The sequence below is a fragment of the Synechococcus sp. MIT S9508 genome (assembly GCF_047303045.1).
Lineage (GTDB): Bacteria > Cyanobacteriota > Cyanobacteriia > PCC-6307 > Cyanobiaceae > Synechococcus_C.
In genome coordinates this window covers 1,658,877-1,680,754 of sequence record NZ_CP138941.1, presented here as the reverse complement: position 1 = coordinate 1,680,754, position 21,878 = coordinate 1,658,877, and the positions used below count along the sequence as shown (strand labels likewise).

At 55.2% G+C, this 21,878-nt stretch carries 23 protein-coding genes and 1 tRNA gene; 12 read left to right on the top strand and 12 right to left on the bottom strand.

Translation table 11 applies throughout. From position 1 onward, the window contains the following. The first annotated feature begins 28 nt into the window (after positions 1–28). The 6 genes from SIB42_RS09235 (at position 29) to SIB42_RS09210 (ending at position 3,540) form a co-directional block, all read left to right on the top strand. The gene (locus SIB42_RS09235) at positions 29–1,780 is read left to right on the top strand and encodes an ABC transporter ATP-binding protein (RefSeq protein WP_067097972.1); all 1,752 of its coding nucleotides are present in this window, start codon (positions 29–31) and stop codon (positions 1,778–1,780) included. Between the two features lie 72 nt (positions 1,781–1,852). Next, on the top strand, positions 1,853–2,104 hold the full coding sequence (locus SIB42_RS09230; RefSeq protein WP_066906518.1) for a hypothetical protein: 252 nt from the start codon (positions 1,853–1,855) through the stop codon (positions 2,102–2,104). A 24-nt stretch (positions 2,105–2,128) separates the two neighbouring features. Next, positions 2,129–2,851, top strand: coding sequence for a peptide-methionine (S)-S-oxide reductase MsrA (gene msrA / locus SIB42_RS09225; RefSeq protein ID WP_067098159.1), 723 nt, complete (start codon positions 2,129–2,131; stop codon positions 2,849–2,851). Next, positions 2,848–3,036, top strand: a complete 189-nt coding sequence (locus SIB42_RS09220; RefSeq protein ID WP_067097975.1) for a hypothetical protein — start codon at positions 2,848–2,850, stop codon at positions 3,034–3,036. The genes msrA and SIB42_RS09220 overlap by 4 nt, the downstream gene beginning before the upstream one ends. A 65-nt stretch (positions 3,037–3,101) precedes the next feature. Continuing rightward, positions 3,102–3,449 carry a hypothetical protein gene (locus SIB42_RS09215; protein ID WP_067097978.1) on the top strand — a complete coding sequence of 116 codons (348 nt, stop codon included), beginning with the start codon at positions 3,102–3,104 and terminating at the stop codon, positions 3,447–3,449. Between the two features lie 17 nt (positions 3,450–3,466). Next, positions 3,467–3,540: transfer RNA gene (locus SIB42_RS09210), tRNA-Pro, on the top strand. A 131-nt stretch (positions 3,541–3,671) separates the two neighbouring features. On the opposite strand, the gene SIB42_RS09205 is transcribed toward SIB42_RS09210, so the two are convergent. The 4 genes from SIB42_RS09205 to SIB42_RS09190 form a co-directional block, all read right to left on the bottom strand. Next, a complete protein-coding gene (locus tag SIB42_RS09205) occupies positions 3,672–4,250 on the bottom strand; it encodes a Crp/Fnr family transcriptional regulator (RefSeq protein ID WP_067098162.1) in 579 nt (192 codons plus the stop codon). A 221-nt stretch (positions 4,251–4,471) separates the two neighbouring features. After that, a complete protein-coding gene (locus tag SIB42_RS09200) occupies positions 4,472–5,482 on the bottom strand; it encodes a PstS family phosphate ABC transporter substrate-binding protein (RefSeq protein WP_413327857.1) in 1,011 nt (336 codons plus the stop codon). A 70-nt stretch (positions 5,483–5,552) separates the two neighbouring features. Next, positions 5,553–5,813, bottom strand: coding sequence for a hypothetical protein (locus SIB42_RS09195; protein ID WP_067097985.1), 261 nt, complete (start codon positions 5,811–5,813; stop codon positions 5,553–5,555). Between the two features lie 70 nt (positions 5,814–5,883). Beyond that, a complete protein-coding gene (locus tag SIB42_RS09190) occupies positions 5,884–6,711 on the bottom strand; it encodes a 3'-5' exonuclease (RefSeq protein WP_067097987.1) in 828 nt (275 codons plus the stop codon). A gap of 84 nt (positions 6,712–6,795) precedes the next feature. Here SIB42_RS09190 and SIB42_RS09185 point away from each other — a divergent pair, with 84 nt between their 5' ends. The 3 genes from SIB42_RS09185 (at position 6,796) to SIB42_RS09175 (ending at position 9,318) form a co-directional block, all read left to right on the top strand. Further along, complete coding sequence (locus SIB42_RS09185) at positions 6,796–7,257, top strand: peroxiredoxin (RefSeq protein WP_067097990.1); 462 nt, start codon at positions 6,796–6,798, stop codon at positions 7,255–7,257. Further along, a complete protein-coding gene (locus tag SIB42_RS09180; RefSeq protein WP_067097993.1) occupies positions 7,254–8,000 on the top strand; it encodes a DUF1350 family protein in 747 nt (248 codons plus the stop codon). The genes SIB42_RS09185 and SIB42_RS09180 overlap by 4 nt, the downstream gene beginning before the upstream one ends. A gap of 247 nt (positions 8,001–8,247) precedes the next feature. Further along, positions 8,248–9,318 (top strand): hypothetical protein, encoded by a 1,071-nt coding sequence (locus tag SIB42_RS09175; RefSeq protein WP_156485272.1) that lies wholly within the window; start codon positions 8,248–8,250, stop codon positions 9,316–9,318. Here SIB42_RS09175 and SIB42_RS09170 read toward each other — a convergent pair. Beyond that, positions 9,264–9,839 (bottom strand): tetratricopeptide repeat protein, encoded by a 576-nt coding sequence (locus SIB42_RS09170; RefSeq protein WP_074160781.1) that lies wholly within the window; start codon positions 9,837–9,839, stop codon positions 9,264–9,266. The genes SIB42_RS09175 and SIB42_RS09170 overlap by 55 nt on opposite strands. Positions 9,840–10,320: 481 nt before the next feature. Here SIB42_RS09170 and SIB42_RS09165 point away from each other — a divergent pair, with 481 nt between their 5' ends. Next, positions 10,321–11,442: a sterol desaturase family protein gene (locus SIB42_RS09165; RefSeq protein ID WP_074160782.1), complete on the top strand. Its 1,122-nt coding sequence runs from the start codon at positions 10,321–10,323 to the stop codon at positions 11,440–11,442. Between the two features lie 369 nt (positions 11,443–11,811). Here SIB42_RS09165 and acs read toward each other — a convergent pair whose 3' ends face one another. Continuing rightward, a complete protein-coding gene (gene acs, locus SIB42_RS09160) occupies positions 11,812–13,785 on the bottom strand; it encodes an acetate--CoA ligase (protein ID WP_067098002.1) in 1,974 nt (657 codons plus the stop codon). 263 nt (positions 13,786–14,048) lie between these two features. Between acs and SIB42_RS09155 the strand changes: the two genes are divergently transcribed. Beyond that, a complete protein-coding gene (locus tag SIB42_RS09155; protein ID WP_067098005.1) occupies positions 14,049–14,756 on the top strand; it encodes an HAD family hydrolase in 708 nt (235 codons plus the stop codon). Here the strand turns inward: SIB42_RS09155 and sds are convergent. Genes sds through SIB42_RS09130 form a run of 5 tightly spaced genes read right to left on the bottom strand, consistent with a single transcriptional unit; the run spans position 14,740 to position 19,248 of the window. Beyond that, a complete protein-coding gene (gene sds / locus SIB42_RS09150; protein WP_067098007.1) occupies positions 14,740–15,711 on the bottom strand; it encodes a solanesyl diphosphate synthase in 972 nt (323 codons plus the stop codon). The genes SIB42_RS09155 and sds overlap by 17 nt on opposite strands. Positions 15,712–15,751: 40 nt before the next feature. Next, positions 15,752–16,540, bottom strand: coding sequence for a glutamate racemase (gene murI, locus SIB42_RS09145; protein WP_067098009.1), 789 nt, complete (start codon positions 16,538–16,540; stop codon positions 15,752–15,754). Then, positions 16,537–17,628, bottom strand: coding sequence for an N-acetylmuramoyl-L-alanine amidase (locus tag SIB42_RS09140; RefSeq protein WP_067098165.1), 1,092 nt, complete (start codon positions 17,626–17,628; stop codon positions 16,537–16,539). Before SIB42_RS09140 ends, murI begins: the two co-directional genes overlap by 4 nt. A 5-nt stretch (positions 17,629–17,633) precedes the next feature. After that, entirely contained in the window at positions 17,634–18,455 is an 822-nt protein-coding gene (locus SIB42_RS09135; RefSeq protein ID WP_067098012.1) for a carbon-nitrogen hydrolase family protein, read from the bottom strand. Between the two features lie 52 nt (positions 18,456–18,507). After that, positions 18,508–19,248, bottom strand: coding sequence for a 2-phosphosulfolactate phosphatase family protein (locus SIB42_RS09130; protein WP_067098168.1), 741 nt, complete (start codon positions 19,246–19,248; stop codon positions 18,508–18,510). A gap of 63 nt (positions 19,249–19,311) precedes the next feature. On the opposite strand from SIB42_RS09130, the gene SIB42_RS09125 reads away from it, so the two are divergent. After that, positions 19,312–20,871 (top strand): UbiD family decarboxylase, encoded by a 1,560-nt coding sequence (locus SIB42_RS09125; RefSeq protein ID WP_067098015.1) that lies wholly within the window; start codon positions 19,312–19,314, stop codon positions 20,869–20,871. Here SIB42_RS09125 and SIB42_RS09120 read toward each other — a convergent pair. Beyond that, entirely contained in the window at positions 20,846–21,847 is a 1,002-nt protein-coding gene (locus SIB42_RS09120; protein WP_067098019.1) for an extracellular solute-binding protein, read from the bottom strand. The genes SIB42_RS09125 and SIB42_RS09120 overlap by 26 nt on opposite strands. Positions 21,848–21,878 lie beyond the last annotated feature (31 nt).

Below are 21,878 nucleotides of genomic sequence, written 5' to 3'. Positions count from 1 at the left end.
CTAGGTTGTTCGTTGTTCAGGGTTCGCGATGGCCGCTTTCCGCCTCGATCTGATCGGCCGCTACCTGAAGCCCCATCGCCGCACGGTGCTGATGGGTGCGATCGCTCTGGTGATCGTGAACATCCTCAGCGTCACCATCCCCCTCGAAGTTCGGCGGGTGATTGATGACCTTCAGGAGGGTTTCGCCTTCTCCGATGTGCTTGCACAGGCGGGCTGGATCGTGTTGCTCGCCACGAGCATGGGCGTGGTGAGGCTGATCTCGCGCCAGCTGGTCTTTGGAGTTGGGCGTCAGGTGGAGGTTGAGCTTCGGCAGAAGCTGTTTGATCAGATGCTGCAACAGGAGCCCGGGTGGGTTCAGCAAACGGGCAGCGGTGAGGTGATCAGCCGTGCAACCAGCGATGTTGAAAACGTGCGCCGGCTCCTGGGTTTTGCAGTGCTCAGCCTGACGAACACCGTTCTGGCCTACTCCTTCACACTGCCGGCCATGCTGGCGATTGATCCCGGTCTCACGGTTGCCGCAATCTCCCTCTATCCAGTGATGCTCGGTGCCGTTCGCCTGTTCGGAGGGCGAATGATGCGCGAACAGCGTCGCCAGCAGGAAGCACTGGCAGGTTTGAGTGAACTCATTCAAGAAGACCTGTCAGGGATCGCAGCCATCAAGATCTACAGCCAAGAACAACAGGAACTGAATGCCTTCAGTTCTCGCAACCGCGGTTATCGCGACACCGCCATTCAGCTGGCACGCACACGCAGCACCCTCTTCCCCCTACTAGAAGGCATCTCGTCCATCTCGCTGCTGTTGCTGCTTGCACTTGGAAGCGGGCAACTCCAGCAGGGCACCCTGTCGATCGGCGGCCTGGTCGCCCTGATCCTTTACGTGGAGCGGCTGGTGTTTCCCACCGCTCTGCTTGGCTTCACACTCAATACATTCCAAACCGGACAGGTCAGCCTGGAACGTGTCGAGGAACTGTTGTCGCGACAACCGCTAATCCGAGATCCAATCGATCCAGATCATCTCGAACTTCCTGTGCGCGGAGATCTGGAAGCTCGCAACTTGCACATCCGCTACGACGGATCCGAGTTCGACACCCTTAATGGACTGAGTTTCCAAATTCACTCAGGCGAGCTTGTGGCCGTTGTTGGTCCAGTCGGATGTGGCAAGACCACCCTGGCCCGCGCGCTGGGTCGCATGGTGGAAGTGCCCTCCAATCAACTTTTCCTGGATGGGCATGACCTCACCAACGTGCGCCTGAATCACCTGCGCGAACAGATCGCCCTCGTTCCGCAGGAGGGCTATCTGTTCACCAGCAGCCTGGCGGACAACCTGCGCTATGGCGAACCCGAAGCCGACATCGAACGGGTTGAGGCAGCCGCTGAACAGGCTCGCCTGCTGGCAGATGTGCGCGGATTTCCCGATGGCATGGATACGCTTGTCGGAGAACGGGGAATCACGCTCAGTGGAGGCCAGAGGCAGCGCACCGCACTGGGTAGGGCTTTGCTGATGAAGGCTCCTGTTCTGGTCCTGGACGATGCACTGGCGAGCGTTGACAACAACACCGCAGCCGAGATTCTCGCTTCGGTCCGACGCCAGACACAACGCACGATTGTGATGATCAGCCATCAACTCTCGGCAGCCGCAGCATGCGACCGGATCTTGGTACTGGATCAGGGACGGTTGGTGCAGCAGGGACACCACTCCGATCTGATTCAGGAACAGGGTCTCTACCGCAGTTTGTGGGAACGGGAGCAGGCCGCAGAACGGCTGGAATCGGTGGCCTGACGCAAAGGTTGCGCAACGAACGGGCGACAAAACCTGGCGCCTCGGCTTAGCTGGAGTCTCTGCTGTCGAACCATGACGTCAGGTACCCCTTTCTCGGTCCGCTGCACCCTTACGTTCGGGGATATCTACGGACAGATCCTGGCCTGGATGGCTGTGATTTTTGTGAGCCTTGCAGCAGGGCTGGCCCTAATGGGCTCTTCACGACCGGTGTTTGCCCTGGTGGGAGTCGGCTTGATTCTTGTGCTCAGCGTGCCGTTTCTGCTATTTGCCTTCGTCACCACTCTGCTCAATCACATCCGCCTGGATCCGATGACATCTGCCTAGGGTTGCGACACAGACAAGGATGTGATGCTGCCCAACTGGCTTACGGGTTCTCAGCAAGGACAATCAGACGGCAACGCTGACGAACGTCACGTTGTTCTTGGAACGCCACTCAAGGCGCCTCTGATGGAGGACCAGGAAGAAATTGTTTTTGGCTGCGGATGCTTCTGGGGCGCTGAAAAAGGTTTTTGGCGGTTACCCGGTGTTGTCTCCACAGCCGTGGGCTATGCCGGCGGCCAGACTCCATCTCCCAGCTACGAGCAGGTCTGCAGCGGACGGACTGGTCACACCGAAGTGGTGCGCGTGGTTTACAGCACCCCAGCCATCGACGTCAGCGACCTGCTGAAACTGTTCTGGGAATGTCATGACCCCACGCAAGGGGACCGCCAGGGCAATGACCAGGGCAGTCAGTATCGATCTGCGATCTACACCACCACCCCTCGGCAGATGCAACTGGCCCTGGCCAGTCGCGACTGTTACCAACAGGCTCTGACTCAGGCCGAACGGGACAGCATCACGACCGAAATCGCATCCGACCGAACCTTCCATTTCGCCGAGTCTTACCACCAGCAATATCTGGCGCGTCCCGGCAGCAGGCCCTACTGCTCCGCCATGCCCACAGGGATCAGCCTCGATGCCTTTGAAGGATCCGACTATCGCTTACCCACTCAGGTCTGGAACCATTACGACTGGAGCATCAGTCACTGCGTCTTGCGTGGTGACAACAGTCCGATCCAGCTCCAAAAATGAATGACTCCCTTCCCGACAGGGTGGTGATCGCTGTGATCGCTCTGACGGTGATCCTGGTCTTCGCGATGGCCTTTGCTCTAAGACCAAGGTCGGATCATGAGCGTCCATTTCTGTGGCGTGATCCTTCTCCTAGCCCTCCAGCACAGGTGAGCGCTCACCTTCTGAGGGGAACCCTGGCGATCTGACCACTCCCTCCCCTCTGGTCAAACCGACCTGGCAAGGTTGGTAGCGACTGGACTCCTCGCGCGGCGTGCCCACCATTCCCGAGCCGAAGCCCCCTCGTCGTCTGCATCCACTGCCGAGTGGCCTGGTGGAGCTCTATGGCCTGATTGCTGTGCTGGTGGTGCTGATTCCGGAGTGGATCGCGGATGGCACCCTGAGTCTTGGCGACAACAAACGACGCTCCAATCTGCCGATTGCCTCCAGAGCCTGGAGAACGCTGCCAGAGCTGCGGCTGGCCTCGATGAATCTGGCGGCGTTGCGTCAGCTGGGCAGACAACTGCGACTTTGGGGGTATGCGGGCGACAGCCGTGACAGGCTCACAACAAGACTGCTGACACGCATCAAGCGACACACCAAGAGCGGGAATGCCTTGTGATAGCTTGCATCTGCCGTCGGGGCGTGGCGCAGCTTGGTAGCGCACTACTTTGGGGTAGTAGGGGTCGTGGGTTCAAATCCCGCCGCTCCGATGTCACAGACCAATCGATTGATTAGGCCCCTTATCTGAGGGGTCTTTTTAATGCAATTCTCTGTAATCTTCGCAAGGCCAAGAACAGCAACTCCGAAGGAAAGAAGCAAGAGTTAATCTCTCAGGACTCATTCATTTGCAGGGCAAATGGGTGATCACAAGGTGACGTTGGCCGTCGATCTTGAGCCATCCCTCGTCTCTGAGCAAACCGATGACCCTGGTCACCGTGACACGGGTCGTGCTCAGAGCACTCGCCATCTCCTGATGGGTCAGACGCAGATTGAGACGCAATCCCTGCTCACAGGGCTGGCCGTAGTCCTGGGCAAGCAACTCCAGAAAACCTCTGACGCGCTCCTCAACACGACGCAGACCAAGCAGAGAGAGCAGATACTCCGACTGCCGATGACGGAGCACAACCGCTCCCAACAGATCATTGGCGAGGTCCTGTGATTCACGCACCTCACCCATCGTCATGCAAAGAAGGTCCGAGTCTGTGAGCGTCACAGCCTCATAAGCCTGCACCGTGCTCAATGGCTCGCCGAACGTCTCGTTAGGACCAGCCAAGCCCAGCAACAGCTCGTCTCCATGGACAGAAACCGCCCCGAGCTTCACCATGCCATTGACGACAAGCCAGAGCCTGTTTTTGTGCAATGGCACTACATTTCCCGCAGCAAGGTGCAAGCGATTTCGATTTTGAATACTGGAGTCCAGAAGGCAGGGCCTTGCTTTTTGTGCTTTTGATTCTGGAGGAAATTCGACAGCATCGACTGACGATTCCCTACCGACGAGTGTATGGAGCGCAACATCACACACCCAGACGAAGAGCCCGCAATCGAATCAATAAGGAGTGGTCAAAAGTATCGAAAGATCAGGGCAAAATTGATCAATCGATGGTTGACAAACCGGGCAATGATCGATCAGCAGGCCTGCAATTACTGAGCGATCCGTTCAACGACCGGCCGCGACTTGCTGAGCATTTCAGCCTCCAGCGGAATCAAGCCAAGCTCGGCAAACTGGCTCTGAGCCGGGCTGCTGAGCATGAAGTCAAGCGCCGCTCTGATCGCGGGCGCGTTCTCGCCGTTCCCAGACCTGTAGGCCAGAACCCAGATCAGCGTGACGATCGGATAGGCACCCTCGAGCGAAGGATTTGGGCTACTGCCGGCAAGATTGAAGTCCAGTTCGATGGCCTTGAGGGCCTTGGCCGCTGAGATCAAATTGGGTCGCTGAAACTCTCCGGCCTTGTTCTGCAAGGCAGCAGCCCTGACACTGCCGCTGAGATGGGACAAACCGAGGTAGCCGATCGTTCCCCTCCTTTTTTCAATCGCGGCAGCAACTCCGGAGTTCCCCTCCGCAGCGATCGCATGATCTGCTGGCCAGCGAATCGTTGCTCCGGTTCCTAGCGGCCATTGGGAAGAAAACGCCTGCATGGATTGAGTGAAGGCATCAGTGATCCCAGAGACATCAGATCGATACACCCAGGTCAGAGAACCGGACTCGCAGCCGAGCTGCTTCCAGTCGGTGATCCTGCCGCTGGCCAGCTGAACAGCCTGCTGCTGGGTGAGTTTCAGATCGCACCCAGGCTGGTTGTATCCGAAAGCGATGGCGCTGCCAGCGATGGGGATCTGAACGACACCACGCCTCACCTTGGCCAAATCCTTCGGTTGCATTGGAGCATCGGACACCGCGAAATCAACGGTCTGCCTGATCAAGGCCCATTGAGCCGAAGCTGAGCCCACGGAGCGATAGCTGACCTCAAGACCGCCTGAGCTGGCCATCTGGGCAAACCAGTTTCGGTAGAGCCTGGCGGGGAGTGAGGCACCGACACTGGTCAGAGACGACTCTGCAAAAGCGGAGACACCGTTTGCAACGGCAAGCAGAGCAAACAGGGTGAGAGCCTGCTTAGCAAAGCTCATGGGTTGCCTGAAGAGAAGCGACCTACCCATAGCCGAGAGCAGACCTCAGCAGCGTTGGTGAACGTGGTTGGTAAATGCTTAAGAGCATTTGAGCAGGGAATCAATGCTCATGAGTGGATGCACCTGAAGGCAACCGCGTCGATGCCGAATAACGCGTCAGCCATCGATTCACTCGCGACCGCTGACAGGACGGAACCTCCTCCAGCAAATGCGAGAGCTCCAACGCACCGAGACGCTTCAGTTCACGCACATCCACATGCCAGAGGCACTCCGCCTCGCGAATCAGGCGCGCCCAAGTCCTGACCTGCTGCCAACGCTGCAGGCGAGAACGAATGGAAGGCGGATGCCTGGGAAGATCCATGACTTCAGCCTGGCTGTCTGAGCAGCAGCATTGGCAAACCCACTACGAGGCTTCCGACTGCTGAAGCAAATCAGGATGCCAGGGGCAATTCAGGATCAACAGGCACAACAGGGAAATCGAGTCTGCTGGCTTCCCTCACCGATAGACGCCTAGCCCAGGCTCCTTTCACCGGTTCGTTCCAGCGGAAACCGGCATCCCGGGCGAGATGGCGTTCGTCGTAAGACACCTGAGCACGCATCAGCTGACGCGGCTCCAGACCACATTCGATCAACTGCTCAAGGTCATCACAGCGACGGAAGACCTCCGCCAAGTAAATGCAATCGGTAAGAGCACGATGGGCGGCCCAAACGGGGATTTCATAGGCCAGGGCCAGATCACGCACCGATGGCCTTGACCTGAGCTGACGATCCGCAGGCCAACGTATGTCCTCCATGCTGCAGAGCCAGCGTTTCTCAGTGGACGGCAAGTGACCACGCCCGAACCACTGGCGGTCGAAGGCGGCGTTGTGGGCCACCAACACATCGGCAGCATCCAGCAACGACTGCAGATAGTCGAGGGCGGGTCGCCAGGGCTGAGGCAGGGTGGTCGTGGAGGCGGGAATGCGATTGATCGCCTCTGCGGCATTCGCCTCCACCGGCAACAGGAACGATTGCTGCGCCAGCACCTGACGACTGGACACGTCGAAGAGAATCACCCCCACCTCAAGGCAGTGATCCAGCTGCGGATCGAGCCCTGTGGTTTCAGTGTCAACAATCAACAGCGTGCGTGCTGCAGCGGCGCGATCAGCAGCTGAAGGCGGCAAAGATTGAGGTGTGACATGAGGCGTCGAGACAGGAAAAGGTGGGCCACCGCCTAACGACAGCAAATCGAGCTGACCTGGTACGGATTGGTTCTCCATGCGCTGACCTCCCTCCTGGATCGCTCCATTCTCCGTCTTTTATCCACGCTTCCTAAGGTTTCGCCACCAATTCGATTGTTTGGCATGGCCCTCACCGTTGGTGACAGCGTTCCGTCCATCAACCTGGAGGATCACGAAGGCAACATCTGCGCCATCAGCGAGCGCAACGGCACTCCCCTGGTGTTGTTCTTCTATCCGAAAGACGAGACCCCGGGCTGCACCGCAGAAGCCTGCGGATTCCGTGATTCCCACCAGGAGCTACAACAGCTTGGTGCTCAGGTCTGGGGAGTCAGCGGTGACGATCTAGTGAGCCATCGCCGCTTCGCGGAACGCCATCAGCTGCCCTTTCCTTTGCTGAGCGACAGTCACCAACGCCTGCGCCGAACCTTCGGGGTGCCCAAAACCCTCGGCCTGCTGCCATCCAGGGTCACCTACGTGATTGATGGCCAAGGAGTGATCCAGCACGTGTTCAACAACCTGCTCGATGGCCCTGCCCACGTTCGCGAAGCCATGCAGGTGCTGCGTTCGCTGCAACCCAGTCAATGAGCAACTGGGTTCGCTTCCGTGACTGTTGGACCCTCTACCCGCGTCAGCCACGTGGGTTAGTCGAATTCGTGGGAGGCAGCTACCTCGCGGCAACACCACAGATCAGTTACCGGCGTCTGCTCGAAGGACTGGCGGCCCGTGGGATCGCCATCCATGCCTGGAGCTATGTGCCAGGTTTCGACCACCAGCTCCAGGCACGCGAAGCCTGGAGTGCCATGCGCGCCTGCCGGTCACGACATCTGGAACGCCTAGGACAGCTGCCATCACCTCTGCGCCTCGGTCACAGCCTGGGTTGCAAACTGCATCTGCTGGCGCCCGATGGAGGACGGAACTGCAACGGCCTTGTGGCGCTGAGCTTCAACAACTTCACCGCGGATCAGTCGATTCCCCTGCTCGACGTCGTGGCGCCAAGCCTGGGGGTGAGCACCGAATTCAGTCCGAGCCCAAAGGAAACCCTGCGCTTGATCGAGCGTCAGTATCTGCAGCCACGTAATCAGGTGGTGCGCTTCAACAAAGACAAGATCGATCAGAGTCTCGATTTGATCACGGCACTGCAGGCGCGCAAAGGCGACTGCAGCGAACTGCTGAGGTTGTCGGGAGATCACCTCACACCGGCCAGTGCCGGCCTGCGCAGACAGTTCCTTGGCGACTGGGCTGAAGGCAGCGACCGTCAACAACAGGTGAACCGTCTACAGGACCTGATCACATCGTTTGCGCTCCAAAACTCAATATCATTCCAATAGCCGGAAAACAGCCTAATCCAGGAGACCAACATATCTGACAATTAAATGATGATCGGTCAACTCAAATGCTCGTCAACTTTTCGCAATTTTTAAACCCTTAAAAGCGAAACGCTTGAAGATTTGCAAGAAACCCAATCAGGATTAAATATTTACAAATAAGCAGCCATCAAAACGGCTAAACAAAAATTTGCCGGCATTGGGCAGGGAACCATTTAACCCAGCAGCTCACAAAAGAGATCAGTGTATAATGATCCCAAGCAACGAACCAAAAATGCCACACAATATATGGGCAAATATAATTAATACATTCAAAAGCCTTGGCGGCATTGCTGAGAACATTGACTTAAAAAAGGGAAGACATGGTCGCGGCATATTTCCACAAGACTCCGCTCAGAAATCCCTAATAGTCACTCCAGAAAACATACTCATCAAAAGCGATAGCGTGCAAATCAATGACAGAAATATATCAATTCTCCCCAGCTCAGGGATAGGGAAGAAAGAAAGAGAGTTTGCTGAACTCTATTACAATGAACTTTCCTGGGGAAGCGACGGTAATCAAGATGCAAAAGCATTTCTAAAATACATTACAACTCTTCCAATGCCCATTAAAAATGCATTGGCCAATAACAAATTTATAGACAAAAGGATGTCAAATTACCTCGACAACGACCAAACACTTCTAGAAAGATTTATTGACGAGCGTGCATTTAGATTCAAAGGACAAAGCGTACTTGCTCCATTGCTAGAACTAGTCAACCATAGCAACTTTGCTCCACCCTTCAGAGTTACCAACACTGGCCTAGAGACCCCACCAGCAATTCCAAAAGATGCAGAAATATTGCATAAATACAGTGGCAAAAATAGTGCGATGAGCTTATGGAGGTCTTATGGCTTCTCAGCCAAAAGCATCATTTCTTATAGCATCCCCTTTGAAATCACAGTCAAACAATACTCAACCGTTATCAGATGCTTTGGACAACAAGAAGCAGAATCCAACGACATCGACTGCAAACAAATCACTTCTGGCTTGATATCAATTAGCTCTTTACCAGTTGGGTGCCAATTATCCAAATTACCTCTCTTGCATTTATCATCCATCCTCTCCACTACAGGAATAGACAAAGAAACCACAAGGAATCTAATGATATTCATTCAAAAGTTAAATATCGAGAGAAGAGTAGAGTTAACAAAAGCCCTTCAAGAGCATGATCAAAATAGTGAATCCGAACTTAGTAAAGCGCTAGAACTCGAGATCCAACTCATTCAAACATCCTTAAATGCAACAGAAAGCTCAAGGCCAGAAAAACATTCATGGTAAAAATCCTCTCCTAACGTCGATACAAATTCAATAAAATCCAAATTTTCTACAATGCTCGGATTTCGCCTTAAAAGTGTCACTGCATTTAATTTCAACATTTTCAAATCCTCTATTTTATGAACGCTCATTATGCTTAATAGTGCTCGAGGGCTTTCGGGGCATAGCTCAAGGAAATCCAAGATCGCGTTTCTTGCCAAATCTACAAACCCAAGGTCTTTATAGATTGTGCCTATTCTCAGATGCGCATGAGCAAGATTAGGCTTGACACTTATAATTTTCTGATAAAGATTCAGAGCTTGCTTTAATCGCCCGCTCTCATAGTAAATAGCACCTAAATTGAAAAAAGCTTCAGAATGATAGCAACCAGATTTAATAATTTTTTCATAAGCCTTCTCTGCCTTTGCTGTCTCAAAACGCAATTCACAATCTCGTGCTTCTAAAAAGATTAACTGAATATCTTCTCGCTTTTTAGAACTCTTTTTATTATTCTCAGACTCTCTGAATACCCTGAATCCCGTCATAACAGCTCAAATTCTATTGAGGATAATACTTCAAAGCTTTCAAAACCGATGAAAGTATGGAATTTAGCTCAATCAAACACAACAACCAATCGACTTAAGCATGCAAAGACGAGGCCCATCATGAAAAGAAAAGTCGCGAAATCAATCAAAATGCCTAAACCATTAAGACTTACCATCTCCCACAAATAGCAAATATATCTTCAGGATTCAATAGCATAAAAGAAGTGAAAGATAAGTTGGAATATAGGTTTATCCAGCACCATGACAAGACAATTATTCGGATTTAGCATGACAACTGTTTAGCAAGCTTATTTATAAATAAATGTGATCTTGGTGAACGTCGTTATCCTTGCTGTTCCGGGGCCCCACATCTTTGATTCGGTTGCCGGCTGCTGTGCAAACGTGTGCGCCTCAATAGCTGAACGTTTTCAGCAGATTTAGGCTAAATTAGCGTTATAATAACCGTCCTGAATCCAATTACATGTACATATTCGTATTTAGCCTATTTCTGGTTAGCGCTTTCTGGATGAATAAACCATACATTAGCAACTCCCTTAGTGGCACCGGACTTGAACAAGCACTTGTAGGCCTAGAGTCAAGTCCATTGATAATTCGAATTCTTTTAGCGGCAATCCCAATTGCCACGATATCAGTTTGCGAAATATGCCCGAAGTTCAAACCCTGGGAATGCAGGCCATCCATTAACATCCGCAAAGCGCTAACTATAAGAGGTTTATTTAAAGCTGACGGGTTTCCATGTGCAGACATATTTTATTTTTTCGTAGGTTCGATAGCATTTTTATCGTCCACGATCGTATTGGGAAGCGACCAGATTGTTCCGTTAATATCTCAAAAGATCTCAAATCCAATTCACCAATTCCTAGACACAAGATTTAGCCCAAGCGGTATATTCTGGGTTGCATTAACTTTCGCGGCAGGTGATTTTTTGCATTACTGGGGCCATCGTGTTCACCACGAATTTAGTCCCCTCTGGAAAATACATGAGCTGCATCATTCAGCAACTCACATGACCGGCTTCACGGTTATGAGAACAAGCCCATTGGAGCAAATGATTAAGGCTCTTATATTCTTGCCGCTTGCAATTCCGATATATTGGGCTTCTTCCAAAGCAATTGACTCGCTCTCAATATATTCAGTAATTGGCTTCACACTATTTACAGCCTACAAGCACATAAACCAGTGGGTTGGGCATTCGGAGTTATACCTAAGACTTCCCAAGCCTCTATCAATCGTTTTAATGAGTCCATGTGATCACTGGGTACACCACTCCAAGGATCCCAGGCACTTTAACAAGAACTACGGCACTTTCCTTAAGTGTTGGGATCAAATGTTTGGGACATATGTTTATGTCAACAAGCATCAAGCCAAAGCTATATCCTTCGGGGTAACCGATACTAGCTACAATCGATACAATCCATTGATTGAATATTTCATTCTCCCCCTCGCTCTCTCTACACGCGAACTATTCAAGATTTGCAGATCACGGATTATCACCAAACGCTCAGCCAATTTTCGATTGCCCATTTCGTCAACATCCCAGTATGAGAACAAAGAACTCGAGAGCTCGTTTAAAAAAAATTAAAGCTGACCATCAACGCCATCTCTAACAACTAATTCGGTACAATCTAGATTCGTCTGCACAATATCCCCGACAACAACAGATCAACAGAACGTCAAACAATCAGGATAATGTCTACGCAAGCAATGCATCGAAAACGAGTCGCTATTGATCAGAGACTGACATGCTCCTAATAGAGCAACAAGTTGATCAGATTGCTCAGAAATCACCTCACAAGCGCCATTGCAGGTGTACAAAGAAATTTCTGGTCGACTGGGCAGAAGGTGGCGACTGGCAGCAGCAGGTGAACCTCATAAAGGACCAGACAACCTCCTAGGCCTAGGGCGGCCCAGTTTCATCACCTTAGGTCGCAGTCACTGATGAGCCATTTGCTTAGGCACGCAGCTTATCCAGCACAGAACGGTCTTCCAGGGTACTAGTATCACCCGTTACTTCTTGGCCGGCGGCGAGGGCACGCAGAATCCGGCGCATAATCTTGCCGCTACGGGTCTTAGGCAAAGCATCGCTGCATCGAATCTCATCGGGCCTGGCAATGGGACCGATCTCCTTGCCTACATGGGCCCGCAATTCTGCGACCAAGGCATCCTCCGGTTCACGTCCTGCCTCAAGGGTGACGAAGGCGACAATGCCTTCACCTTTGAGGTCATCGGGACGACCGACAACCGCAGCCTCCGCCACGGCCGGATGACTGACTAAAGCAGACTCAATCTCCATGGTGCCGAGGCGGTGACCGGAGACGTTGATCACGTCATCCACACGCCCCATCACCCAGAAGTAGCCATCAGCATCACGACGAGCGCCATCACCAGCGAAGTAGATGTGACTGCCGTCAGCGGGACGGATGTGCTCCCAGTAACTTTCACGGAAGCGCTGAGGATTGCCATGCACAGTGCGCATCATCCCCGGCCAGGGACGACGCACCACGAGGTATCCGCCTTCATCGGCTCCAATGGTGTTGCCATCCGAATCGACAACGTCGGCTTCAATTCCAGGCAGTGGCAGTGTGGCTGAACCAGGCTTGGTGGGGGTTGCTCCAGGGAGAGGGCTGATCATCACGCCACCGGTCTCGGTCTGCCACCAGGTATCGATGATCGGGCAACGACCGGATCCGATCACATCGCGATACCACATCCAGGCTTCAGGATTGATCGGTTCCCCCACGGTGCCCAACAACCGCAGGCTGCTCATGTCGTACTGATCGGGCACCTCACGGCCGTTTTTCATAAACGCCCGGATTGCGGTGGGAGCGGTGTAGAAGATCGTGATGCCGTGCATCTGGATCAGCTCCCAGAACGCTCCGGGATTGGACGGACGCGGCGCCCCCTCATACATCACTGTGGTCGCACCGTTAGACAGCGGGCCATAAACGATGTAGCTGTGACCCGTAATCCAGCCCACATCCGCTGTACACCAGTAGACATCATCGTCGCGAATGTCGAAGATCCATTGGAATGTGAGATGGGCCCAGAGGTTGTATCCCGCAGTGCTGTGCACGACACCCTTGGGTTTGCCGGTGGAGCCTGAGGTGTAGAGCACGAAAAGACGGTCTTCACTGGCCATCGGTTCCGCTGGGCAATCGGTGCTCTGTGCCTCGACCAGGTCATGCCACCACTGATCACGACCTTCAGCCATCTCCACCGCCTGCTTGGTGCGCTGCACCACCAGAACGGACTGCACCGTTGGGCAGCTCCCACCGGCAAGAGCTGCATCAACAGCTGGCTTCAGCGACACGGGTTTGTCCTTGCGGAAGCCGCCATCGGCCGTGATCACCGCCTTGGCTTCACCGTCAATCAGACGATCACGCAGGGCTTCGGCTGAAAAACCGCCAAAAACAACGGAGTGAGGTGCGCCGATGCGAGCGCAGGCGAGCATGGCGATGGCTGCCTCAGGCACCATCGGCATGTAGAGCGCCACAAGATCGCCCCTACCGATGCCCATGGCCTTGAGGGCATTCGCGGCTTTGCAGACCTCGGCATGCAGCTCGCGGTAGGTGAACCGTCGCACGTCGCCTGGCTCGCCTTCCCAGATCAGTGCCGTTTTATTGGCCTTGTCGCTTTGGAGATGTCGATCCAGGCAGTTGTAGGAGATGTTGGTGGTGCCACCTTCAAACCAGCGCGCGAACGGCGCATCCGACCAATCGAGGACTGACTCGAAAGGCGTGAACCAGGAGAGTTCCTTGCGCGCAGCGTCTCCCCAGAAGGCTTCAGGGTCCTGGCGGGCTGCGTCGGACATGGACCGATAGGCCTCCATGCCACCGATACGGGCGGAACGAGAGAAGTCGATAGGCGGCTCAAAAACCCGTTGCTCCTGAAGAACGCTCTCGATGGTGGATGTCTCGCTCGTCATCTGGGGTTTGCCTGTTGCGCCTAGGGCAAAAGATAGTGGCCGCGTCGCATTCAGACAGAACCTTGGATTAAACCGTTTCGAACAGCTGAACACTCCCTTCTGCTTAAGTGCGATCAGTGGTCAATGGTTAGTGGTCACTCAATGGAAACCCCGATCAGAATGGTTGAGGTTCATGGAGCAGCCATGTCGAGGCTGGATGCCCGCCTCAGTCCTGTTCGCGCTGAGTCTTTGATGCGTGGCAACGCCAGCCAGAGGGGTGATCTCTGAATCAGCTCACCAGCCCACCCAAGGCCTGCCTGTTTGATCTCGATGGTCTGTTGATCGACACTGAGCCGCTGCATGCGCGCGCCTGGCAACAGGCGGCACTTCATTTCGGCACCGATCTTGAATCGAATCAGCTGATCCAGTTGCAGGGCCGCCGCCGGCTCGATAACGCAAAGCTCGTCTGTTCCTGGATCAATCAAGCGATCACACCGGAGCAACTGCTCACCGTCAGGCAACCGATCGCAGAACAGCTGCTGCCTGAAGCCAAGGCCATGGAGGGAGCAGAATCGCTGGTGCGATCAGCCGAACGTTTTGGCATTGCGACGGCTTTAGTCACCAGCAGCGACCGAGCATCAGTACGACACAAGATTGGCAATCACCCCTGGGTGAATGGTTTGCAGCTGATGATCTGCGGAGATGATTACGATCTAAAGGCTGGAAAACCAGCTCCGGATCCTTTCCGGCTTGGAGCTGATCGCCTGAAGGTGAAGGCTGAAGAGTGCTGGGCCTTCGAGGATTCCAGGGCCGGATGCGAATCAGCCTTGGCGGCAGGGTGCTTGGTTTGGCGACTGCTTCGAACGACTGAGAAGGCTGACCAGCTGGAACCTGTAGAGCATGATTTGCTGCAGGCTGATCGATTGATTGTCATCAGCCAACTGAGCGAGGCCCAGCGCAGCCTTGAATCGGTCGTTAGTAGAGACGACTGAGAACGAAATCGGGGAGCTCCAGCAAGGCTGTGCGGTAGGGGGAATCCGGAAGCCAGGTGAGCGCTTCACGGGACTCCTGAGCGAAAGTTTCTGCCAGTTGACGGGTACGAGCAATCGCATCCGACTCACGCACGATGCCAAGGGCTTCGTCGAGATCACCCTCATTGCTGAATTCCCGTTCGATCAACACACCCATGGCTGGATTGCGCTCCAGGGCATAGAGAGCCGGTGCGGTGAGGTATCCACTGGAGAGGTCACTAGCGGCAGGCTTGCCGAGTTGCTGATCACTGGCCGTGAAATCAAGAATGTCATCCACCACCTGGAAGGCCAGACCCAACTGGCGTCCATAGCGGTAGAGCGATTCCAGCTGAGGCTCGGTGCAACGACTGAGAACCCCAGCAGCACGAGCGCTGTTGGCAACCAGAGACGCGGTTTTGCAATAACTCTTTTCCAGGTAAGTCTCGAAAGTCTGGCCCGTGTCGTAACGGAACAGACCCTGCTTCACCTCACCATCAGCCAGATCCATGATCACGCGGCTGAGCAGTTTCACCACATCGAGATCATCGAGATTGGCAAGGTGCCAGCTGGCTTGTGCGAACAGAAAATCACCTGCCAGAACGGCCACACGGTGATTGAAACGACTGTGAACAGTTTCGACGCCACGCCGGGTTGCGGCTTCATCCACGACGTCATCGTGAACCAGCGAGGCTGTATGGATCATCTCAGTTATCTCTGCCAAGCGGCGATGCCGGGACGTGAGCCCACCGTCGCTGGCAAGAGCTCTTGAGATCAAGAGAACAATGCCGGGCCGCAAGCGTTTACCGCCAGCGCTAAATAGATGCTCTGCAGCTGCTTGGAGGATCGGGTGACCGGCTCCGATCAGACTGCGCAGGTCGCTGAGCAAGATCTCTAGATCCGCCTCGACTGGCTCAAGCAAATCGGTGACGGTGGTCATGAATCCTCTCAGTGCGCAGATCTTAGAAGGCGTCGACCTGTCACTGCAGTTGCACCAGCTCAACCCGTGGCCGTTGCCCCAGCCAGGGCGTGGCACGGTCCGCGAATCCGTCAGCGTCAGCCGTGACACAAATGCGAGTTGCCCCCATGGCAAGGGGCTGACCCAGGCCTCCGGGGACTGGCTTCCCTAGCAAGGCATCGAGCTGGCTGGCTACGGCAATGGCGGGATCGATCAGCCGGATGGATGGCGGCAACAGATTGTTGAGCAGCGGCACCAGCAAGGGATAGTGCGTGCAGCCCAGCACCACAGACTCCACAGAAGCCTCCATCAGGGGTTGCAGGTAGCGACTAGCAGCATCACGGAGGGCCTCAGAACGCAGATCTCCACTTTCAATCAAGGGAACGAAATCAGGACAGGACTGCTGCACCACCAGCGTTCCAGGATGCAGAGCCTCGATGCTTTCCCGGTAGGCACCCGATGCAACGGTTGCCGGTGTGGCCAGCACCCCGACCCGGGTTTCCCGAACCATTGCTGCGGCAGCTCCAATCAGGCCGACCACCGGAACACCTGCTTGACCCTCGGCAACATCCCTGGCCAGAGCATTGGTGGTGTTGCAGGCCATCACGACAGTGGAGATCTGATGCTGGCTGAGCCAACTCACCACTTCGGAGGCAATCGTGCGGATTTCAGCCGCTGAACGACTGCCGTAGGGCACGCGAGCCGTATCCCCGAGGTAGATCACCTGAAGGGATCCATGGCGTTCCAGGACCCGACGCAAGACCGTCAGTCCGCCAAGGCCGCTGTCAAACATGCCAAGACGGATGGTCATCGCACCCCCTGCAGATACTCAAGGATGCCGGTGGCAATAGCAAGAGAGAGCCGCCGGCGATGCGCTGCGCTGGCCAGCCTTGGGGAGTCGAGACTGCCAGTGACAAAGCCTGTTTCCACCAAGACCGAAGGCATGGTGGTGCGGCGGATCACAAAGAAGCGGCCGCGACGGACTCCGCGATTGGGGCTTCCAGGAGACACATTCAGCACCTGCTGCTGGATATGTGCGGCCAGCCGTGCAGAGCGAGGGTCGGCGAAATAGAAGGTCTCAATGCCGTTCACTTCCGGACGAGACATGCTGATGGCATTGGCATGAATGCTCACAAAGGCCGTTGCACCCAGTCGGTTGGCCAGCGACACCCTCGGAGGTAAATCAACATCCACCTCTGCGGTTCGAGTAAGGGTGACCTGAACGCCCTTGGCCTCAAGCAATCGAGCCACCTGAAGCGAAACATCGAGAACAATTTCCGACTCGCGAATCCCCCTGATCCCCACTGCGCCAGGGTCAGGTCCGCCATGGCCTGGATCGATCACGACGTTGTAACGACCTCGAGGCACACTCGGCAGCCCTTCCGCATTCACCGGAGTTTTTGTGGGTTTGATGCGAACGCCGCCCCAGCGTCCGGAGCTGGCCCGATTGAGATCACCTTCCCCGATGGTGCGCAGGCCTCTTGTGGGAAGCCCTTCGAACATCAACTTCCAACGATCCGGCGAGGTGCCGATCAGTCGCAGTTGGCCAGGATCAAGTTCAACGCCAGGATTGAACTCGATCACCAGACGCGTGGCCCCGGGGTTGGGCTTGCCGAGTCGAACCTCACGAACCGGTCCAGAACCACGCAGCTTGCGTGTGCGGCTCAGCTCACCGGGAAAATCGATCCAAACCCTTGGCCCACGACCGGCTTCACCGGCTTCAAAGAAAGCATCAAGGCGCGCTCCCGTGGCCGTGCGCAACTGCAGAACCCCATCACGTCCCAGCGACCAAGCCGCAAGGGCACTGGCAGCCCGAGCGGGCAAGGCCATTAGCAAGCCAGCGCTCTGCATAACGAGAGCAACCAGCAGAGCGCTGAAACGACGAGGGAGCCGAGGCATCAGATTCAGAACAGTGCGGTTCTGCGGTGCTTCAAGCAAGGCATCTGAGTGCGAATGCGCTCAAGATGATCAAGGTCAACCGGTGCGACTGCTGCACCTGGGCTCACCCCGGCATCGGCGAGCACCGTTCCCCAGGGGTCAATGACCAGGGAATGTCCATGATTCTGACGTCGTCCTGCGTAAACACCGGTCTGTGCTGGGGCAAGCACGTAGGACGTGTTTTCAATCGCACGGGCCTGCAGAAGCACCTGCCAGTGGTCCTTACCCGTAAAAGCCGTGAAAGCGGCGGGAATCATCAGCAACTCAGCTCCGGCTCCGATCAGATCTCGGTAGAGCTCAGGGAAGCGCACGTCGTAGCAAATCGACAGCCCCACCCGACAGAGTCCAGGCACATCCACAACGGGTGGAGGTGTCGTGCCGGGGCTAAACGAGGCTGACTCGCGATAGGAACTACCGTCGGCCAGGTCCACATCGAACAGATGGAGTTTGTCGTAACTGGCAAGGATCTGACCATCACGACCCACCAACTGCGCGCGTTGATAGGTGTGCTCACCATCCCCGACGGGGACAGGGAAACCACCTCCAAGAATCACCACCTGATAGCGACGCGCCATGGTGACCAAAAAATTTGAGGCCTGTTCTGCCAGAGAGGGAGCCAGTTCAAGGCGCCGTGAATCCTCACCAAGAAAGGCAAAGTTCTCGGGTAATCCGATCAACTCGGCTCCCCGACGTGCGGCAAGGTCGATCTGTTCCTCGGCAGCCGTGAAATTGCTCTGCGGGTCAGAACTGCTGGTGAGTTGCACGGCCGCCGCCAGGAAATCACGCACAGAGATCAGAGTTAAGTCGTTGAAATGGTATGGCTGAAGCGGGCTCCGCGCTTTAGACAGGCACGGCTCGTAAAACACCGGGCTCGACCTGGGTCGGAACGACGGAAATCTGATCCAACGCCGCGCAACAGCTGAAGTCGGCATCATGATTGCCAATCCCGATCAGCCTCTGACCATGCGAAGCGGTGCGTAGGCAGGCCTCAGGGTCATGCTTCCACTGATTCCAGAGGGCGAGTGCAGCCTGAAGTTCATCATTGGCAACCGAGGCTCCAGCCGACACAAGCAGCTCTCCGATCGCGCCGGCAGCCAGTGAATCTTCCAGGGAATAGGTGCCTTCCCAACCACTGCCAAGAATCAGAAGCCGCTGGTGTTGGCCTGCCAGCAACCGCTCGGTAACTGCACGCCTGTTAGGCAGAGCCGCCGTGACAACGCAAGCGACGTCGCGAACCCGCTGCAATGCACGGGTGCCGTTGGTGGTGCTCATCAGCAATCGCTTGCCCTGCACCACCTCAGGGGTCACCGCCACCGGGGAGTTGCCCAGGTCAAAGCCGTCGAGCATGCAACCGCCGCGCTCCCCCAACAGCAAACGGGAGGATTCAGACCACAGCTGCGCCTGGGCACGCAGTTCATCGAGATCAGCGAACGCCTGAACCGCTTCGGCGCCGTTGTGCAGCGCCCAGGCAATCGTGGTCGTGGCTCGCAGGACATCGATCACGACCGCAGCATCAGGACCGTCGGCGGAACCAACCGTGTCGGGGACATCCGCGGCCGCATGAAAATAGGAAACCTGCATGGCCACAATCACCGTCAGCGTGCGTCACAGTACCGAGATCACCCCCGCTGAGGTGGCTTCCAGATGGCTCTGTTCCGCTCCGGTCCCAGCACCAGGGATCTGCGCGCCTTCATTCAACTGCTGGAGGAGCGGGGTCAACTCAAAAGGATCACGGCCCCGGTGGATCCCGATCTCGAGTTGGCAGCGATCGCCGATCGCGTGCTGGCCAGTGGTGGACCGGGATTGTTGTTCGAAAACGTGATCGGATCCTCCATGCCGGTCGCCGTCAACCTGCTCGGCACCGTGGAGCGCGTCGTCTGGAGCATGGGCCTCGAGTACCCAGAACAACTGGAAGACCTGGGTGAGCGTCTGGCGCTGCTGCAACAACCACGCCCGCCCAAGGGATTAGGGGAAACCAAGAAATTTGCCCGCGTGTTCTGGGATCTGGTGAAGGCAAGACCAGACAGGGATCTGTTGCCTCCCTGCCGGCAACAGGTGTTTGAAGGCGATCAAGTCAACCTCGACAACATCCCCCTGATCCGCCCCTGGCCAGGCGATGCGGGTGGGGTGATCACGCTCGGACTGGTTATCACCAAAGACCCCGAAACCGGTGTTCCCAACGTGGGGGTGTATCGGCTCCAGAAACAGTCGGTCAACACCATGACCGTTCACTGGCTGAGCGTCCGCGGTGGTGCACGCCATTTGCGCAAAGCAGCTGCCCTCGGCCAAAAGCTAGAGATCGCCATCGCGGTTGGTGTGCATCCACTGCTGGTGATGGCGGCTGCCACACCCATCCCTGTGCAGTTGAGCGAATGGTTGTTCGCCGGGATTTACGCCGGCGAAGGCGTCAGGCTCACTCCCTGCAAGACCGTGGATCTCAGTGTGCCAAGTCACAGTGAGGTGGTGCTGGAAGGCACGATCACGCCCGGTGAGGTGATGCCTGATGGACCCTTTGGCGATCACATGGGCTTTTACGGGGGGGTTGAGGACTCACCTCTGGTGCATTTTCACTGCATGACGCAACGCAAAGATCCGATCTTTCTCACCACATTCAGCGGCCGGCCGCCCAAAGAGGAAGCGATGCTGGCGATTGCACTGAACAGGATCTACACACCGATCCTGCGTCAGCAGATTCCTGAGATCAAGGATTTCTTCTTACCAATGGAAGCACTGAGCTACAAGCTCGCCGTGATTTCCATCGACAAGGCCTATCCAGGCCAGGCCAAACGCGCCGCAATGGCGTTCTGGAGCGCTTTGCCGCAGTTCACTTACACCAAGTTTGTGGTGGTGGTCGACAGTCACATCAACGTGCGTGATCCCCGGCAGGTGGTCTGGGCAATCGCCGCTCAAGTGGATCCACAAAGGGACCTGTTCACCCTGGAAAACACGCCTTTCGACACCCTGGACTTCGCCAGTGAGCAACTCGGCCTTGGCGGACGTTTGGCAATTGACGCCACCACCAAAATCGGCCCTGAGAAAAACCATCCTTGGGGCGAACCTCTGAGCAGACCAGACGATCTAGAACAACGCGTGACGGACCGCCTGGATGAACTGGGATTAACCGATATCAGCAACACGGAGCCGAACCCGGAATTGTTCGGCTACCTGCTGGATCAGCTCATTGCCAACCGGACTCGGCCATGAGCTGAATGGCCTTGGGATTGAGTGCACTCAACTGAGAGATCGTGACGTTGTCAGGGGTGAACTTGGTCATCCCTTTGAGATAGGCCGAACCACCAACACCAGTGAGCGGGAATTCAAAAGTGGGACCTGCAATCCCTCTGCTTCCATCAGGGGAAGCCATGAATTCGATGAGTTCAACAGCAGCTGATTTGTTTTTGGCGTATTTAGACACAGCTGCTGCGCTGATATTCACATGTGCAGGATTTGGCATCACAATTTTCACCTGATTACCAAGCTTCGTATCCTTCGCACCATTGATACCAGCTCGCATTCGGGCAAGGTAGTAGTGATTTACCACACCAACACCACACTTACCTTGAGCGACTGCTCGAATGAGGGCGATATCACCCGGGAAGTAAGGCTGGGAGACATTGGAAATCAAACCTTTCAGCCAAGATTTGGTCTTTGCCTCTCCGCGAATCGCGAGCTGATCAGCGACCAACGATTGGTTGTAGACATTTTTACGATTACGTAGGCAAACTTTGCCTTTGAGATCGGGAGACGCTAATTGCGCGTAAGTCTGTACCTGTGATGGCTTGACCTGATTGGGGTTAATGATGATTGCACGCACACGTCGTGCAATACCAAACCAGCGGTTACCTGGATCGCGATAACGCGCAGGAACTTCGGACTTCAACTTTGCAGAGTTGATTGGCTGAAACAAGCCAGCTTTTGCTGCATTATTGATTCTGGCTGCGTCAACAAGAATGATCACGTCAGCCTTGGTGTTACTTCCCTCTCGCTTAAGACGCTCAACAAGAGAGATACCTGCTGCCTCGATCAGACGAACCTTGATACCAGTTTTCTCAGAAAATGCCTTGTAAGTCTGACGGTCCGTATTGTAGTGACGCCCTGAATAAACTCGAACTTCTTCGGCGTGTGCGGCAGCCGCTAAGAAAGACAGCGACGCGAGCAATGGGATGGCAAACAGCTTCATAAAACACAAGAACCCACCTGAGGTTGTCCAA

Coding starts and splice junctions, on each gene's coding strand:
- SIB42_RS09190 (WP_067097987.1), bottom strand. CDS start 6,711: ATGGAGAACCAATCCGTACCAGGTCAGCTCGATTTGCTGTCGTTAGGC.
- SIB42_RS09140 (WP_067098165.1), bottom strand. CDS start 17,628: ATGCCTCGGCTCCCTCGTCGTTTCAGCGCTCTGCTGGTTGCTCTCGTT.
- SIB42_RS09235 (WP_067097972.1), top strand. CDS start 29: ATGGCCGCTTTCCGCCTCGATCTGATCGGCCGCTACCTGAAGCCCCAT.
- SIB42_RS09230 (WP_066906518.1), top strand. CDS start 1,853: ATGACGTCAGGTACCCCTTTCTCGGTCCGCTGCACCCTTACGTTCGGG.
- msrA (WP_067098159.1), top strand. CDS start 2,129: ATGCTGCCCAACTGGCTTACGGGTTCTCAGCAAGGACAATCAGACGGC.
- SIB42_RS09185 (WP_067097990.1), top strand. CDS start 6,796: ATGGCCCTCACCGTTGGTGACAGCGTTCCGTCCATCAACCTGGAGGAT.
- SIB42_RS09220 (WP_067097975.1), top strand. CDS start 2,848: ATGAATGACTCCCTTCCCGACAGGGTGGTGATCGCTGTGATCGCTCTG.
- murI (WP_067098009.1), bottom strand. CDS start 16,540: ATGACCATCCGTCTTGGCATGTTTGACAGCGGCCTTGGCGGACTGACG.
- SIB42_RS09195 (WP_067097985.1), bottom strand. CDS start 5,813: ATGGATCTTCCCAGGCATCCGCCTTCCATTCGTTCTCGCCTGCAGCGT.
- SIB42_RS09125 (WP_067098015.1), top strand. CDS start 19,312: ATGGCTCTGTTCCGCTCCGGTCCCAGCACCAGGGATCTGCGCGCCTTC.
- SIB42_RS09130 (WP_067098168.1), bottom strand. CDS start 19,248: ATGCAGGTTTCCTATTTTCATGCGGCCGCGGATGTCCCCGACACGGTT.
- sds (WP_067098007.1), bottom strand. CDS start 15,711: ATGACCACCGTCACCGATTTGCTTGAGCCAGTCGAGGCGGATCTAGAG.
- acs (WP_067098002.1), bottom strand. CDS start 13,785: ATGACGAGCGAGACATCCACCATCGAGAGCGTTCTTCAGGAGCAACGG.
- SIB42_RS09165 (WP_074160782.1), top strand. CDS start 10,321: ATGTACATATTCGTATTTAGCCTATTTCTGGTTAGCGCTTTCTGGATG.
- SIB42_RS09170 (WP_074160781.1), bottom strand. CDS start 9,839: ATGACGGGATTCAGGGTATTCAGAGAGTCTGAGAATAATAAAAAGAGT.
- SIB42_RS09180 (WP_067097993.1), top strand. CDS start 7,254: ATGAGCAACTGGGTTCGCTTCCGTGACTGTTGGACCCTCTACCCGCGT.
- SIB42_RS09175 (WP_156485272.1), top strand. CDS start 8,248: ATGATCCCAAGCAACGAACCAAAAATGCCACACAATATATGGGCAAAT.
- SIB42_RS09200 (WP_413327857.1), bottom strand. CDS start 5,482: ATGGGTAGGTCGCTTCTCTTCAGGCAACCCATGAGCTTTGCTAAGCAG.
- SIB42_RS09120 (WP_067098019.1), bottom strand. CDS start 21,847: ATGAAGCTGTTTGCCATCCCATTGCTCGCGTCGCTGTCTTTCTTAGCG.